Raw genomic sequence first — 15,635 nt, forward strand, 5'->3', positions numbered from 1 at the left:
ACAGAGGGATTGCGTTTTACCGGTCGACCTTATGCCTGGCCGCATACAGGCACAGCATCTCCATCGCCAGCGTTGCCGCCGCCAGCGAGGTGATCTCCGCGCAGTCATAGGCCGGAGCCACCTCCACAACGTCCATGCCGACCAGGTTGGTACCGCGCAGACCGCCGAGAATCTCCAACGCCTGTACCGTGCTCAAGCCGCCGCATACTGGCGTTCCCGTACCAGGCGCGAACGCCGGATCGAGGCAGTCAATGTCGAAGGTCAGGTACACCGGGTTGTCGCCGACCCGCGCGCGAATCGCCTCGACAATCGCCTCGCAGCCACGGCGATGCACCTGCCGCGCATCGAGCACCTGAAAGCCCTGATGATCATCGTTGGTGGTGCGCAAGCCGATTTGTACCGAGCGCGACGGGTCGACCAGCCCTTCCCTGGCCGCGTGCCAGAACATGGTGCCGTGGTCGATGCGCTTGCCCTCCTCGTCCGGCCAGGTGTCGCTGTGGGCGTCGAAGTGGATCAGCGACAACGCCCCATGCTTGCGGGCATGGGCCTTGAGCAGTGGATAGGTAATGAAATGGTCGCCGCCAAACGTCAGCATCGCCGTGCCGGCGTTGAGGATGTGCTCGGCGTGGGCCTCAATCATTTCGGGCGTCGACTGCGGCGAGCCGTAATCGAAATCGCAATCGCCGTAGTCGATCACCGCCAGGTGATCGAACGGGTCAAACGTCCATGGCCAGTGCCGTTCCCAGGCGATTCCGGCAGAGGCGGCGCGAATGCCGCGTGGCCCGAAGCGTGCACCGGGGCGGTTGCTGGTGGCGGTGTCGAATGGCACGCCGCTGACGGCCACGTCGACTCCACGCAAGTCACGACTGTAGCGGCGACGCATGAAGCTGGTAATGCCGGCGTAGGTACTTTCGGCGGCCGTGCCGTAAAGGCTGTCACGGGTAAGTGCTTGATCGTTCTGCATCGGGACGTCCATTGAAGGCTCCTTGGCTTTTTCTTATTGGCGGCTACGGAAAGTGGTCCACAGGCGAGTGCGCTGGCGCATGTCCTTGAGGCTCATGCTGCGGTCGGCATACAGCCGTTCGCGCACCTCGGCCTGCGGGTAGATGTCCGGATCGGTGCGTACCGTTTCATCCACCAGCGGCGTGGCGGCCTGGTTCGCCGTGGCGAAGAACAAGGTGTTGGTCAGTGCCGCAACGGACTCGGGGCGCAACATGAATTCGATAAAAGCGCGAGCGGCTTCGGGGTGCGGCGCGTCCTTGGGAATCGCCAGGTTGTCCTGCCACACGAGGGTGCCTTCCCTGGGAATCCGGTAGGCGATTTCATAGGGCTTATTGGCCTTGCGCGCCTGGTCGGCGGCCATGCTCGCGTCCCCGTTGTAGGTCAGCGCCAGGCACACGCTGCCATTGGCCAGATCGCTGATCTGCCGCCCGGTGGCGACGTACAACACGTTCGGCTGTAACTGATGCAGCAACGCCTCGGCGGCTGACAGATCGCTCTTGTCGGTGCTGTAGGGATCTTTACCCAGGTAATGCAGCGCCAGTCCGATGACCTCCTGGGGCGAGTCGAGAATGGCGATGCCGCAATCCTTCAACTTGCTCGCGTATTCGGGTTTGAACAGCAGGTCCAGGCTATTGAGCGGCACGTCCGGCAAGCGCTGCTTGACCGCCTCGACGTTCATGCCCAAACCCAGGGTGCCCCAGGTGTACGGCACGCCGTAACGGTTACCTGGATCGACAGCGGCGAGTTTTTCCAGCAAATCAGGATCGAGGTTGGCGTAACCCTTGAGTCCTTCGTGGGGAATCGGTTTCAACGCCCCGGCCGCAAGCCCCCGGGCCAGCACGCTGGAGGACGGCACCACCACGTCATAACCGCTGCCGCCCGTGAGCAACTTGGTCTCCAGCACTTCCGAAGAATCGAAAGTGTCGTAGCGCACATGGATGCCCGTTTCCTGCTCGAACCGTTGCAGGGTTTCGGGGGCGACGTAATCGGCCCAACTGTACAGATTGACCTCCTTGTCCTCGGCCTGGGCCGAAACAGCAAAGGTGAGCAACAGCGCGGGTATACACAGCTTGAACATGGGAGCCATGACGAACACCTGACCAAAGGAAGTGGTTGCAGGATGCGTCGTCGGATACATTGGTGAAATATCAAGTTAATTAACCTGACTTTATTACGGAGTAATGTTTGATGCTCGGCCAACTCCACGATCTGGATCTGCAATTGTTGCGCCTGTTTGTCAGCGTGGTGGAATGCGGCGGTTTCAGCGCAGCCCAGGGCCAGCTGGGGTTGAGCCAGTCGAGCATCAGCCAGCAAATGGCCAAGCTGGAAACCCGCCTTGGCTATCGGCTATGCAGTCGCGGCAAGGGAGGGTTCAGGATCACGCCCAAGGGCGAACGACTCCTCAGCGCCACCCGTGGATTGTTCGAGTCCATCGAAGCCTTCCGTCATCAGTCCAACGGCGTGGCCGGACGCTTGATCGGCGAAGTGCGCCTGGGTCTGTCCGAAGCCCTGGATCAATCGGTGCTGCAACGGGTGGCCGAGGCGATCCGGCGCTTCCGTGAGCGGGATGAATCGGTGCGCATCGAACTGATCAGCGCCATGCCCGGTGAAATGGAACGCTTGCTGCTGCAACAGCGGCTGGACCTGGCCATCGGCTATTTCTCGCAAGTGCAAAGTGCGTTTGACTACCGCCAATTGTTCATCGAAACCCAGCATCTATATTGCGCCCCCGGTCATCCGCTGTTCACCAACGCGGCTCCAGACGATCAGGACCTGCAGGCCTGCGACCGGGTCGATCACCCCTACCGCTTCCTGCGCAGTGACGAGCCCTTTCAGGGCAAGCGGTGTTCCGCACGATCGGAACAGGTCGAAGGCACCCTTGCCTTCATTCTTTCCGGCAAGCATGTCGGTTACCTGCCCAGCCACTTTGCCCGCTCCTGGGAAGACAAGGGTTTGCTCAGGGCCGTGCGTCGCAACGACATGAGTTTCGATGTCGCGTTTCATCTGGCCCGGCACCGGGCACAGGTGCCCGGCGATGCGCAGAAGGCATTCGAAGAGGACCTGCTCGCGGCATTTGTCTGAATACGCCGTGGTCTACGCTGAAACGGTGCCGGTCATCACCATGCAAAAATGCACAGATAACCTGCACTTATCCGGGTTGTACAAGGCAAATTTGCACTGATACGATCCGTCATCGCTCGCGCGCGAGCATCTCGATAAATAACAATAAAAGCAGGGAGTTAGTGATGACTGCTCAGGTTTCATCGAAGGTGGCGCAGTCCATGGATGCCATGCAAAACGAAGTGCTGGCCGAGGTTCGCAACCACATTGGTCATCTGACCCTCAACCGCCCCGCCGGCCTCAATGCCCTCACCCTGGACATGGTGCGCAACCTGCAGTGCCAGCTCGACGCCTGGGCCCAGGATTCGCAAGTCCATGCCGTGGTCTTGCGGGGTGCCGGCGAAAAAGCCTTCTGCGCCGGCGGCGACATACGCTCGCTGCACGACAGTTTCAAAAGCGGCGACACCCTGCATGAAGACTTCTTCGTCGAGGAATACGCCCTCGACCTCGCGATCCACCACTACCGCAAACCGGTGCTGGCCCTCATGGATGGCTTTGTCCTCGGCGGCGGAATGGGTCTGGTGCAAGGCGCAGACTTGCGCGTGGTCACCGAAAAAAGCCGTCTGGCGATGCCGGAAGTCGGCATCGGCTACTTCCCCGACGTCGGCGGCAGTTACTTCCTGCCGCGCATTCCCGGTGAACTGGGGATTTACCTCGGCGTCAGTGGCGTACAAATTCGCGCAGCAGACGCGCTGTATTGCGGCCTGGCGGACTGGTACCTGGAAAGCGACAAACTGGGCGACCTGGACGAGAAACTTGATCAGCTCGAATGGCACGACACTCCGCTCAAGGACCTGCAAGGCCTGCTGGCCAGACTCGCCGTGCAGCAACTGCCTGATGCACCGCTGGCAACGTTGCGCCCGGCCATCGACCACTTCTTCGCCCAGCCCGACGTGCCGAGTATTGTTGAACAACTGCGTCAGGTAACGGTCGCCGACAGCCACGAATGGGCCATGACCACCGCCGACCTGCTGCAAACCCGCTCGCCGCTGGCCATGGGCGTGACCCTGGAAATGCTGCGTCGCGGTCGGCACCTGAGCCTTGAACAATGCTTCGCCCTTGAGCTGCATCTGGACCGCCAGTGGTTCGAGCGAGGCGACCTGATCGAAGGCGTGCGCGCCTTGCTGATCGACAAAGACAAGACACCACGCTGGAATCCGCCCACCCTCCAGGCGCTGGACGCCGAACACGTGGCGAGCTTCTTCAGCGGGTTTGACCAGAGCGAGAGCTGAGCCATGCACGATATCGAATTGAGCGAAGAGCAAGTCATGATCCGCGACATGGCCCGGGATTTTGCCCGTGGCGAAATCGCGCCCCATGCCCAGGCCTGGGAAAAAGCCGGCTGGATCGACGACGGTCTGGTGGCGAAGATGGGCGAACTGGGCTTGTTGGGCATGGTGGTCCCCGAGGAATGGGGCGGCACCTATGTCGACTACGTGGCCTACGCGCTGGCGGTCGAAGAGATTTCCGCCGGCGACGGTGCTGCCGGCGCCTTCATGAGCATCCACAATTCCGTGGGCTGCGGGCCAGTACTCAACTACGGCAGCGAAGAACAGAAACAGACCTGGCTGGCGGACCTGGCCAGCGGTCAGGTCATCGGCTGCTTCTGCTTGACCGAGCCCCAGGCCGGTTCCGAGGCGCACAACCTGCGCACCCGCGCCGAACTGCGCGACGGTCAGTGGGTGATCAACGGCGCCAAGCAGTTCGTCAGTAACGGCAAGCGGGCCAAGCTCGCGATTGTATTTGCCGTGACTGATCCGGACCTGGGCAAACGTGGCATCTCGGCATTCCTGGTACCGACCGATACCGCCGGTTTTATCGTTGATCGCACCGAACACAAGATGGGCATTCGCGCCTCCGATACCTGCGCCGTGACCCTCGACAATTGCACCATCCCGGAGGCCAATTTGTTGGGCGAACGCGGCAAGGGCCTGGCCATCGCCCTGTCCAACCTCGAAGGCGGGCGAATCGGCATCGCCGCTCAAGCACTCGGCATTGCTCGCGCGGCGTTCGAAGCGGCGCTGACCTACTCCCGTGATCGGGTGCAGTTTGGCAAAACGATCAATGAACACCAGAGCATCGCCAACCTGCTGGCCGACATGCACATGCAACTGAACGCCGCACGGTTGATGATCCTGCACGCCGCACGCCTGCGCACGGCCGGCAAACCCTGCCTGTCGGAGGCGTCACAAGCCAAGCTGTTTGCCTCGGAAATGGCGGAAAAGGTCTGCTCGTCCGCCATTCAGATTCATGGCGGTTATGGCTACCTGGAAGACTATCCGGTGGAAAAATACTACCGGGATGCGCGGATCACGCAGATCTACGAAGGGTCGAGCGAGATACAGCGGATGGTGATTGCCCGCGAGCTGAAGAACTACCTGATTTAATGTCCTGTACCTGTAGGAGCGAGCTCGCTCGCGATGGCAGTCAACGATGACGCTGGGCACCTGAATCAACCCGGTGCCCTTGGTTTTTCGCGAGCAGGCTCGCTCCCACATTGGATCTCAGTGCTTGCAAGATCCCTTGTGGGAGCGAGCCTGCTCGCGATGGCGTCAGTGAAACCGCCGCATCACTTCCCGACGAACTCCGCCTCGCGCTTGGCAATGAACGCCGCCATCCCTTCCTTCTGGTCCTGCGTCGCGAATGCCGCATGGAACACCCGGCGCTCGAAGCGCACGCCTTCGGCCAGGCTCACTTCAAAGGCACGGTTGACGCTTTCCTTGACCATCATCGCAATCGGCAGCGACTTCTTAGCGATCAACGCGGCGACTTTCAGCGCTTCATCCAACAGTTCATCGCTCGGCACGATACGCGCCACAATGCCGCAACGCTCCGCTTCCACGGCATCGATCAAACGCCCGCTCAGGCACATTTCCATGGCCTTGGCCTTGCCCACGGCGCGGGTCAGGCGCTGGGTGCCACCCATGCCCGGCAACACGCCGAGGTTGATTTCCGGCTGACCAAATCTGGCATTGTCCCCCGCCAGGATGAAGTCACACATCAAGGCCAGCTCACAGCCGCCCCCCAGGGCGAAACCGTTGACCGCCGCGATGATCGGTTTGCGGCGGTTGGCCACACGGTCGCTGTCGCTGAACAGGTCGTCGATATAGATCTGCGGGTAGGTCAGCTCAGCCATTTCCTTGATGTCGGCACCGGCGGCAAAGGCTTTTTTCGAACCGGTCAGAACGATGCAGCCGATGTTCGAGTCAGCCTCGAAGCCGTCGAGGGCCTGGTTCAGTTCGCTGACGATCTGCGCGTTCAACGCATTCAGCGCTTGTGGACGGTTGAGGGTGATCAGGCCAACGCGGCCATGGGTTTCCAGCAAAATCGTTTCGTAACTCACAGGGGACTCCTTCTTATAAATTGCGCGAAATGACCATGCGCTGAATATCGCTGGTGCCTTCGTAGATCTGGCAGACCCGCACGTCGCGGTAGATTCGCTCCAGCGGGAAGTCGTTGAGGTAACCGTAACCGCCGAGGGTTTGCAGCGCCGAGGAGCATACCTTCTCGGCCATTTCCGAGGCGAACAACTTGGCCATCGACGCTTCGACCAGCGCCGGCTTGCCGCTGTCGCGCAGGGCTGCGGCGTATTGCACCATTTGCCGCGCCACCGCGATCTGGGTCGCCATGTCCGCCAGGCGGAACGCCACGGCCTGGTGCTCGATGATGGGCTTGCCGAAGCTCTCGCGCTCACGGGCGTAGTCGCGAGCCGCTTCGAAGGCGGCGCGGGCCATGCCCACCGATTGCGAAGCGATCCCGACGCGGCCGCCTTCAAGGTTGGCCAGGGCAATCCTGTAGCCTTCGCCCTCCTCGCCCAAACGATTGGCCACCGGCACCTTCACGTCTTCGAAAAGGATCTGGCAGGTGTCGGATGCATGCTGACCGAGCTTGTCTTCGACCCGCGCCACGGTGTAGCCCGGCGAATCGGTCGGCACGATAAAAGCGCTGATGCCGCGTTTGCCGGCGCTCGGATCGGTCACTGCAAACACGATCACCACCCCGGCATTGCGCCCGGAGGTGATGAACTGCTTGCAACCGTTGAGCACGTAATGATCGCCCTCCAGGCGCGCGCGGGTTTTCAGGCCGCTGGCGTCGGAACCGGCCTGGGGTTCAGTCAGGGCGAAAGCGCCGAGCATCGCGCCGCTGGCCAGCGGCTTGAGGAAGCGCTCTTTCTGCTCATCCGTGCCGTAGGTGAGGATCGGCACACAACCCACGGAGTTGTGCACACTCATGATGGTCGAACAGGCGCCATCGCCGGCGGCGATTTCTTCCAGCGCCATGGCGTAGGCCAGGTACCCGGTGTCGCATCCACCCCACTGCTCCGGCACCAGCATGCCGAAGAAGCCCAGCCCGGCCATCTCGCCGATGGCTTCCTTGGGGAAACGGTGCTCGCGATCCCATTCGGCGGCGAAGGGTTTGAGCCGTTCCTGGGCAAAGTCCCGGGCCATGTCGCGGATCTGTTGTTGGTCGTCATTGGGGATCATGGTGAATCCTTAAGAATCAGTTTGAAACGCAAGACCTGTGGGGGCGAGCCTGCTCGCGAAAGCGGTGTATCAGCAACAGATATCAGCTGACACGACGTCTTCGCCAGCAGGCTTGCTCCCACATTGGTAAGCGTCGCCTCAGTACAGGCATTCCACGGCCATCGCCGTCGCTTCACCGCCACCAATACAAATCGCCGCGACGCCACGTTTCAGGCCTTTCTGGCGCAAGGCCGAGAGCAAGGTCACGAGAATCCGCGCACCGGACGCCCCGATCGGGTGACCGAGGGCGCAAGCACCGCCGTGCACGTTGAGTTTCTCGTGGGGAATTTCCAGATGAGTCATCGCGGCCATGCCGACCACGGCGAAGGCTTCATTGACTTCAACCAGATCCACGTCATTGAGCGACCAACCGGTTTTCTTCATCAACTTCTTGATGGCGCCAATCGGTGCCACCGGGAACAGGCCCGGGGTGTCGGCGAACGCAGCGTGGCCATGAATCACCGCCAACGGCTTCAGGCCTTGTTTCTGTGCCTGTGACTGGCGCATCAACACCAGCGCGGCGGCACCGTCGGAGATCGAACTGGAGTTGGCCGCCGTCACCGTACCGCCTTCGCGGAACGCCGGTTTCAACGAAGCGATCTTGTCCAGTTTGGCTTTGGGTGGCTGCTCGTCATTGCTGATCACAACCTGCTCTTTACCGACCGTCACGGTGAGCGGCACGATTTCGTCCCTGAAGCTGCCTTCCTTGATCGCCTGTTGCGCACGAGTGGTCGAGGCGATGGCAAACGCGTCCTGGGCTTCACGGCTGAAGCTGTTGGTTTCAGCGCAGTCTTCGGCGAAGGTACCCATCAGGCGGCCCTTGTCGTAGGCGTCTTCGAGGCCGTCGAGGAACATTGAGTCCTGCACCCGACCATGGCCCATGCGGTAGCCGGCACGAGCGCGGTCCAGCAGGTAGGGCGCGTTGGACATGCTTTCCATGCCACCCGCGATCACCACGTCGGCACTGCCGGCCACCAGCATGTCGTGGGCCAGAATCGCCGCTTCCATGCCGGAACCGCACATCTTGTTCAGGGTGGTGCAGCGGGTCGATTTATCCAGCCCGGCACCCAGCGCCGCCTGACGCGCAGGGGCCTGGCCGAGGCCTGCCGGCAATACGCAGCCGAACAACACTTCGTCAACGCTTTCATTGGCAACGCCGGCACGTTCAACGGCGGCCTTGATGGCGGCAGCGCCGAGTTGCGGTGCGGTCAGGCTTTTCAGTTCGCCCTGGAAACCACCCATAGGGGTGCGGACGGCGCTGACGATTACAATCGGATCGTTGGACATTGTCATGACAAATCCTCCTTATTTGGCAGCCATGCGCAAGGCACCGTCGAGCCGGATCACCTCGCCATTGAGCATGCTGTTTTCAATGATATGCCTGACCAGCGCGGCGTACTCGCCCGGTTTGCCCAGACGCGGCGGAAATGGCACGCCAGCCGCCAGGGAGTCGCGGACTTCCTGGGTCATGCCGGCCATCATCGGCGTCTCGAAGATGCCGGGAGCGATCGTCATGACACGGATGCCGAAACGCGCCAGTTCGCGGGCAGCAGGCAAGGTCAGGCTGACAATCGCACCTTTGGACGCCGAGTAGGCCGCCTGACCGATCTGACCGTCGTAAGCCGCGGCAGACGCGGTATTGATGATCACGCCGCGTTCGCCATCGGCGTCCGCTTCGGTTTGCGCAATCGCCGCGGCCGCAAGGCGCAGCATGTTGAAGCTGCCGATCAGGTTGACGTTGATCACCTGGCTGAAGCTGGCCAGCGCGTGTGGACCATTCTTGCCGAGAATCTTTTCGCCACGCACGATGCCGGCGCAATTGACCAGGCCATTGAGGCCGCCAAAGGCCTTGACCGTCGCCTGCACCGCAGCTTCGGCCGCCGCTTCGTCACTGATGTCCGCCACCACGCTGTGCGCGCCAAGACGCTGGGCCTGGGCTGCAACGGCTTCGGCGTTCATGTCCACCAGCATCACTTTCGCGCCAGCGGCAACCAGCACCTCGGCAGTGGCTGCACCGAGGCCGGAAGCGCCACCCGTGACGATAAATATCTTGTTCTCGATCTGCATCATTGTTTCCCTGGATTCAAGCTGGAACGTTCTTCGCCGCGGCCTCTTGAGCCTTGGCGATTTCCTGGTTGCGCAAGATAAAGCGCTGCAATTTGCCGCTTGGGGTTTTCGGCAACTCGCTTACAAATTCGATTTCCCGGGGGTAGGAATGCGCCGCCAGACGCTTGCGCACGTGTTGGCGCAGCTCTTCGGCCAACGCAGGTTCCGGGCGGTATTGCGAGCTGAGCACGACGAAGGCCTTGACCAGTTCGGTGCGCTCCGGATCGGGTTTGCCGACCACTGCGGCCTCGACCACGGCGGGGTGTTCGATCAACGCGCTTTCCACGTCGAACGGACCGACCCGGTAACCGGAGGTGGTGATCACGTCATCGCTGCGACCGACGAAGCTGATGCTGCCGTCCGGGTTCCACTCGACGGTGTCGCCACTCAGGTAATAGTTGCCGACAAAGGCCTTGGTCGGCCCGCCTTCGTAGCCAGCGAACCAGCACATCGGCGATTGGCTGCGGTCGATGGCCAGAATGCCCGGTTGGCCAACACCCAGTTCCTTGTATTCCTCATCCAGGACCACAATGCGGTGTCCCGGCGAGGCAAAACCGGCGGCGCCCATATGAATCGGATGTTCCAGGCCGTGGTGGTTGCACAGCACCATGCCCAGTTCGGTCTGGCCGTAATGGTCGTGGATCACCACGTCGAGGTTGTCGGCGAACCAGCGGATCACTTCCGGGTTCAGCGGCTCGCCGGCGCTGCTGACAATGCGCAGCTTGCCCTTGATCGATCTGGCGAATTCGTCGCCGCCGGCAATCAGCAAACGGTAGGCCGTCGGCGAACCGGTAAGGTTGGTAATCCCGTACTTGTTGATCACCCGGCAGGTGCTTTCGAGGGTGAACGGGCCATCGTAAAAGGTGATTGGATGCCCCATGGACATCGGCCCCGTGACACCAAAATAAATGCCGTAGGCCCAACCCGGATCCGCGACGTTCCAGAAGGCGTCTTCCGGGCGCAGATCCACCGCATCGCGAGTGTAGCTCTGGAACGCAACGATGGCCTTGAGCGGCACCGACAGGGCTTTCGACGGGCCGGTGGTGCCCGAGGTGAACATCAGCAGGAATGGATCTTCCCCGGTCAGCAGTACAGGCTCACAGTCGGCGCAATAGTTGGCCAGCTCGGCCCAGAAACTGTAATCGCCGCGAACCAGGCCCTGCCCTTTGGGGCCTGTGACGGTAACCGTGATCGGGCAATCGGCGACTTCGGCCAGTTTCGGCCGGTTCACCGCATCGGTCACCACCACCTTGGCGCCAGAGCAACTCAGGCGGTGCTCGATGGCTTTGGGGCCGAACGCAGTAAACAGCGGTTGATACACCGCACCGATGCGCCAAGTGGCGAACACGGTGATCAACAGTTCGATATTGCGTGGTAACAGGCCAGCCACCTTGTCGCCTTTCTTCACGCCCTGGGCCAGCAGGTAATTGGCGAAACGCGCGGCCTTGTCCTGCAATTCGGTGAAGGTGCAGGTAGCACTGCTGCCGTCGCGTCCTTCCCAGAACAGCGCGATGCGGCCCGGCAAGGCATGCCGGTCACAGCATTCGACACAGGCGTTGAGGGCTGTCAGATCGCCTGCGAGTGCGGCGTCGACGGTTTGCTGATAATTGAACTGAGAAGTAGCAGACAAGTAATCGCGCATTGCCAGAATCCCTCTGTGTTTCTTATTAGGTTGGGGGAACCGTAATCAACAGGGAAATACTCGCTCTGCGCGGGGTGTCGGGCAATGGTCAAAGCTATCAAGTTGCCTGACTGCTTTGGCCAAAGCCCGCAGGATTTCAAGCCATGAAGCGCACCCCCGGTTTAGCGCGCTCGTCCACGGTCAGTTCGAACACATCCGGCCGCGCGTAGTGGCCGACCACGTCATAGTCGTAGCGGGCGTGTACCAGGTCGTCGGTGTCGATTGCCGCGGTGAGCAGACCGGCGCTATCACGCAAAGGCCCGGCGAGGATGTCACCCATGGGACCTACGATCACGCTGCCACCGGTGATCAATGGCCGATCCGCCGGCCAGTTGGCGATGTCCAGGCCCAAGGCCCGGGGCGAGGCCTGGACCTGACAGGCACTGACCACGAAACAACGTCCCTCATGGGCGATGTGGCGCATGCTGACCTGCCACATCTCCCGTTCGTCCACGGTCGGCGCGCACCAAACCTCCACGCCCTTGGCGTACATCGCCGTGCGCAGCAGCGGCATCATGTTTTCCCAGCACACCGCCGCACCGACGCGCCCGACCTGGCTGTCGATCACCGGCAATGTCGAACCATCGCCCTTGCCCCAGATCAGCCGCTCGGTGCCAGTGGGCATCAGTTTGCGGTGTTTGGCCACCAGTCCTGCCTGAGGATCAAAGTACAGCGCGGTGCAGTACAAAGTGCTGCCCGCACGCTCGATCACGCCGATCACCAGATTGGCCCCGGTGCGTGCAGACAGTCCCGCCAACGCCTCGGTTTCCGCGCCGGGTACGTCGATGGCATTGGCAAAATAGCGGGCAAAGGCTTCGCGACCTTCCGGCAGGCGATAACCCAATTGCGTACCAAAGCCCTCGCCTTTGGGATAACCGCCCAACAGCGCTTCCGGCATCACCACCAACGCGGCGCCGGCTTCGATGATCGCGTTTTCATAGGACAAAATCTGTTCCAGGGTTTCAGCCTTGCCACCGGGCAATGCGCCGATCTGCAGGGCCGCAACGATTGATTTGGGCATCGCACACACTCCATTCGCATCAGGTGTTGCTCATTCTCCGGCGTCACGCAATCATCAATAAAGACCGATTCACTGCTGAATGATATGAACCAAATGAATATCACCGACATCGACCTCAATCTGCTCAAAGTCTTCGAAGCACTGCACGAGGAGTCCAGCGCCAGCCGTGCCGCCTTGCGCCTTGGCGTGACGCAATCGGCGGTCAGCGCGGCCCTGCGGCGGTTACGCGAGGTGTATGGCGATCAGCTGTTCGTGCGCACCGGACGAGGCCTGGCCCCCTCGCTCAAGGCCAATCAACTCAAGCCAGTGGTCAGCGATGCGCTGAACAAATGCCGGCAGAGCCTGGCGATGGTCGATCCGGCCGCGCAGCAGTACGACGGTCGCTCAGTCACTGTGGGAATGTCGGACGATTTCGAAATTGCCTACGGCCGGCGACTGATCGAAGAAATCGCCCATACCGCGCCGAAGCTGCGGCTGATTTTCCGCCAGACCCATAGTCAGATCGTCGCCCATGCATTGATGGAACGCAGCATCGACCTGGCGATTACCGCGGGCGGGTTTGCCGAGCGGCTGCTCAGCCGTCAGGTGCTGGGAGAAGGCGGATACCTGTGTCTGGCGGACCCATCGAGCCTGGGCGCGGGCCAGCAGAACATCAGTCTTGAAGAGTTTGTCGCCCGTGAACACATTCTGGTGTCGTCCGGCGGTTTTATCGGAATTACCGATGAAGGATTGGCGGCACTGGGGCTGAGTCGGCGGGTGTGCGCCTCGACCACGCACTTTGCCGCGTTGCCGCATTTGCTCAAGGGCAGCCAGGCCGTTGCGACCATTCCGGCCCATGCGGCGCAAAGCATCGCAACGCTCAGCGGACTGGCGTTGCTGCCCTGCCCCCTGGCGTTGCCACGTTACCCGATCGAGCTGGGCTGGCGCACCAGCACTCAGCTCGATCCGGTGGTGTTGAAAGTGCGTGAAGCGATTGTCGCGAGTTTCGCGTGACAGCCGATGTTACTTGTTGGCGGCCATCAGGCGATTGACTTCACTGCGCACCATGTTGGCGAATTCCGGGGGCGACATGCCATCCAGTTCGGCGCGCACCCACTCTGCCCACTTGCCTTTGCGCTTGGCCCGTTCGCCGAACAACCGCGTGGCCTCGCCCTTGGCTTTGCCCAGGTTGTTTTGCCAGAGTTCGAACAGACGGGATTTCTCGTCTTCAAGCGCAGCGCGCTCGGCGAGGGGTTTGTCGGCCAGATTGAAGCTCATGGGAATTTCCTGCTGCGTAAAATAGGCGACATCTTACACTGCAGGACGAAATGTCCTGAGTCGGTTTTTCAGCAAGATGGCCTCCCCAGGCAAAATAGCTGCAACTTTACCGACAACGGCAGACTCCATTGTTCACTGTCCACTTACCTGCAAGGAATACTTCAATGGCCCGCAAAACCGCCGCGCAAGCCGCCGAAGATCAAATCAAGGATCTAGCGTTCAGCGAACTTCAATCGCTGATCGAAGAGTCGGAAAAACTGCTGAAAAGCAGCGCGTCACTGGTCGGGGAAGAAGCGGAGACCCTTCGCGGACAAATCGCGCTGAAACTCCGGCAAGCCCGGGATTCGGTGACCAGCGTACGCGACCGGACCTTGCCCGCGGTCGAGGCCACTGAAACCTATATCGGCGGGCATCCATGGCAAACCGTGGCGATTTCTGCCGGGCTCGGACTGGTGGTGGGATTGTTACTGGGACGGCGTTAAGCGTTCCGATCAATCACAGCAAACCCTGTGGGAACGAGCCTGCTCGCGAAGAGGTCGTGTCAGTCTAGATTCATGTTGACTGATCCACCGCCTTCGCGAGCAGGCTCGCTCCCACAGGTTCGATACCACTTGTTGACAGGATCAGTCCCCGGCCAGCTCCCGCAGGTTCGCCAGCGTCCGGGCATCGAGCTCAATGCCGTTGACCTGCGACCTGGCGCGCTGCTGATGACGTCGGTCACCCGGCAAGCGCTTCAAGCCGACACCGTGCATTTGTCGCACCAATTCCTGGCTGCGCTCGGCAAAACTCTGCCCTGCCGCTTTGCCCGGATCGATCACAATCAGCAACTGACCGGTCCAGGGCGTCTTGGCGCCGGGGTGGTTCTTCCAGTCGAATTCGAAGGAAAAATTCCCCCCGGTCAGTGCCGCCGCGAGCAACTCGACCATCATCGACAACGCCGAGCCCTTGTGCCCGCCAAAAGGCAGCAACGCGCCACCCTCAAGAATCGCTTTGGGGTCTGTGGTCGGCTGGCCGAGGCTATCCACCCCCATCCCTGCCGGCAAGCGTTCACCCTCGCGTGCGGCAATTTGCACATCACCATGGGCAATGGCACTGGTGGCCAGGTCGAAGACAATCGGTTCGCCGTCGGCCCGCGGGGCGGCAAAGGCAATCGGGTTGGTGCCGAACAGCGGCCGGTCGGCGCCGTGGGGCACGACACAGGTCATGCTGTTGACCACACTCAAGGCCACCAGGCCTTCATAGGCAAAAGGTTCGACATCCGGCCACAGCGCAGCGAAATGGTGTGAGTTACGAATAGCCAGTACCGCGATTCCGGCGCTCCGCGCTTTCTCTACCAACAACTCGCGTGCGGCGGCCAGGGCCGGTTGCGCAAAACCGTTGGCGGCATCGACCCGTACAAAACCCGAGGCCACATCTTCGACGATCGGAACGGCCTGGCCGTTGACCCAACCACTTTGCAGTGTGGATACATAACCCGGAATCCGGAACACGCCGTGACTGTGCGCACCGTCGCGCTCGGCGCTCGCGCAGTTTTGCGCCAGCACCCTGGCGACATCGGCCGAGGTGCCGTGACGCAAGAATATCTTCTCTAGCAAAGCGCTCAACGCTTCAAGGGACAAGTGTTGCGGGACCGCAGTGGAGGCGTGATCGTGTGGCGCAGACATCTGAAGCTCCAGACTAATTATTGGAGGGGGCAACAGCGTACGTAGACCGCCGATTAACAACGCGCCGGGAGCGAGCTGTCAACCCTTCGATTGCGCAGCGATGCCTGACTCACCTGCTCCACTGTTTTTCCCCCGAAGCCTTTCGCTCAGCAATGCCGTTTTGAAGTACAACCGCCTTCAAAGTTGGCCCACCGGGCAGGTCCACGAATTCGCCCATCCGAAAAGAACGCGGCGCTCTGACGAAAAATAAACGCACTTTG

General features: G+C 61.3%; 15 protein-coding genes. 5 read left to right on the forward strand and 10 right to left on the reverse strand.

The window, feature by feature from the left end; translation table 11 throughout:
* Positions 1-16 precede the first annotated feature (16 nt).
* Entirely contained in the window at positions 17-976 is a 960-nt protein-coding gene (gene speB, locus CAF65_RS18285) for an agmatinase (RefSeq protein WP_085717540.1), read from the reverse strand.
* A gap of 21 nt (positions 977-997) precedes the next feature.
* Complete coding sequence (locus CAF65_RS18290) at positions 998-2,089, reverse strand: polyamine ABC transporter substrate-binding protein (RefSeq protein WP_085717738.1); 1,092 nt, start codon at positions 2,087-2,089, stop codon at positions 998-1,000.
* Positions 2,090-2,190: 101 nt separating this feature from the next.
* Between CAF65_RS18290 and CAF65_RS18295 the strand changes: the two genes are divergently transcribed.
* The 3 genes from CAF65_RS18295 to CAF65_RS18305 all read left to right on the forward strand — a co-directional run bounded on the left by CAF65_RS18295 (position 2,191) and on the right by CAF65_RS18305 (position 5,510).
* A complete protein-coding gene (locus CAF65_RS18295) occupies positions 2,191-3,084 on the forward strand; it encodes a LysR family transcriptional regulator (RefSeq protein WP_085717541.1) in 894 nt (297 codons plus the stop codon).
* A 164-nt stretch (positions 3,085-3,248) separates the two neighbouring features.
* On the forward strand, positions 3,249-4,355 hold the full coding sequence (locus CAF65_RS18300) for an enoyl-CoA hydratase/isomerase family protein (protein ID WP_085717542.1): 1,107 nt from the start codon (positions 3,249-3,251) through the stop codon (positions 4,353-4,355).
* Positions 4,356-4,358: 3 nt separating this feature from the next.
* Positions 4,359-5,510 carry an acyl-CoA dehydrogenase family protein gene (locus CAF65_RS18305; protein ID WP_085717543.1) on the forward strand — a complete coding sequence of 384 codons (1,152 nt, stop codon included), beginning with the start codon at positions 4,359-4,361 and terminating at the stop codon, positions 5,508-5,510.
* Positions 5,511-5,692: 182 nt separating this feature from the next.
* On the opposite strand, the gene CAF65_RS18310 is transcribed toward CAF65_RS18305, so the two are convergent.
* The 6 genes from CAF65_RS18310 to CAF65_RS18335 form a co-directional block, all read right to left on the reverse strand.
* Positions 5,693-6,466 carry an enoyl-CoA hydratase gene (locus tag CAF65_RS18310; protein ID WP_033051912.1) on the reverse strand — a complete coding sequence of 258 codons (774 nt, stop codon included), beginning with the start codon at positions 6,464-6,466 and terminating at the stop codon, positions 5,693-5,695.
* A 13-nt stretch (positions 6,467-6,479) separates the two neighbouring features.
* Positions 6,480-7,607 carry an acyl-CoA dehydrogenase gene (locus tag CAF65_RS18315; protein ID WP_085717544.1) on the reverse strand — a complete coding sequence of 376 codons (1,128 nt, stop codon included), beginning with the start codon at positions 7,605-7,607 and terminating at the stop codon, positions 6,480-6,482.
* Positions 7,608-7,745: 138 nt separating this feature from the next.
* On the reverse strand, positions 7,746-8,939 hold the full coding sequence (locus CAF65_RS18320) for an acetyl-CoA C-acyltransferase (protein ID WP_085717545.1): 1,194 nt from the start codon (positions 8,937-8,939) through the stop codon (positions 7,746-7,748).
* 12 nt (positions 8,940-8,951) lie between these two features.
* Complete coding sequence (locus CAF65_RS18325; RefSeq protein ID WP_085717546.1) at positions 8,952-9,713, reverse strand: SDR family NAD(P)-dependent oxidoreductase; 762 nt, start codon at positions 9,711-9,713, stop codon at positions 8,952-8,954.
* 16 nt (positions 9,714-9,729) lie between these two features.
* Positions 9,730-11,394, reverse strand: a complete 1,665-nt coding sequence (locus tag CAF65_RS18330) for an AMP-binding protein (protein WP_085717547.1) — start codon at positions 11,392-11,394, stop codon at positions 9,730-9,732.
* A 136-nt stretch (positions 11,395-11,530) separates the two neighbouring features.
* Positions 11,531-12,454, reverse strand: coding sequence for a carbon-nitrogen hydrolase family protein (locus CAF65_RS18335; protein ID WP_085717548.1), 924 nt, complete (start codon positions 12,452-12,454; stop codon positions 11,531-11,533).
* Positions 12,455-12,538: 84 nt separating this feature from the next.
* On the opposite strand from CAF65_RS18335, the gene CAF65_RS18340 reads away from it, so the two are divergent.
* Positions 12,539-13,447 (forward strand): LysR family transcriptional regulator, encoded by a 909-nt coding sequence (locus CAF65_RS18340; RefSeq protein ID WP_085717549.1) that lies wholly within the window; start codon positions 12,539-12,541, stop codon positions 13,445-13,447.
* A 9-nt stretch (positions 13,448-13,456) separates the two neighbouring features.
* Here CAF65_RS18340 and CAF65_RS18345 read toward each other — a convergent pair whose 3' ends face one another.
* Entirely contained in the window at positions 13,457-13,711 is a 255-nt protein-coding gene (locus CAF65_RS18345) for a hypothetical protein (RefSeq protein WP_085717550.1), read from the reverse strand.
* 164 nt (positions 13,712-13,875) lie between these two features.
* On the opposite strand from CAF65_RS18345, the gene CAF65_RS18350 reads away from it, so the two are divergent.
* Positions 13,876-14,193, forward strand: a complete 318-nt coding sequence (locus tag CAF65_RS18350) for a YqjD family protein (RefSeq protein WP_085717551.1) — start codon at positions 13,876-13,878, stop codon at positions 14,191-14,193.
* A 141-nt stretch (positions 14,194-14,334) separates the two neighbouring features.
* Here the strand turns inward: CAF65_RS18350 and CAF65_RS18355 are convergent, their stop codons facing one another.
* Complete coding sequence (locus CAF65_RS18355) at positions 14,335-15,375, reverse strand: Ldh family oxidoreductase (RefSeq protein ID WP_085717552.1); 1,041 nt, start codon at positions 15,373-15,375, stop codon at positions 14,335-14,337.
* Positions 15,376-15,635: the final 260 nt, after the last annotated feature.

Origin of the sequence: Pseudomonas sp. B28(2017) (genome assembly GCF_002113025.1) — a bacterium.
Lineage (GTDB): Bacteria > Pseudomonadota > Gammaproteobacteria > Pseudomonadales > Pseudomonadaceae > Aquipseudomonas.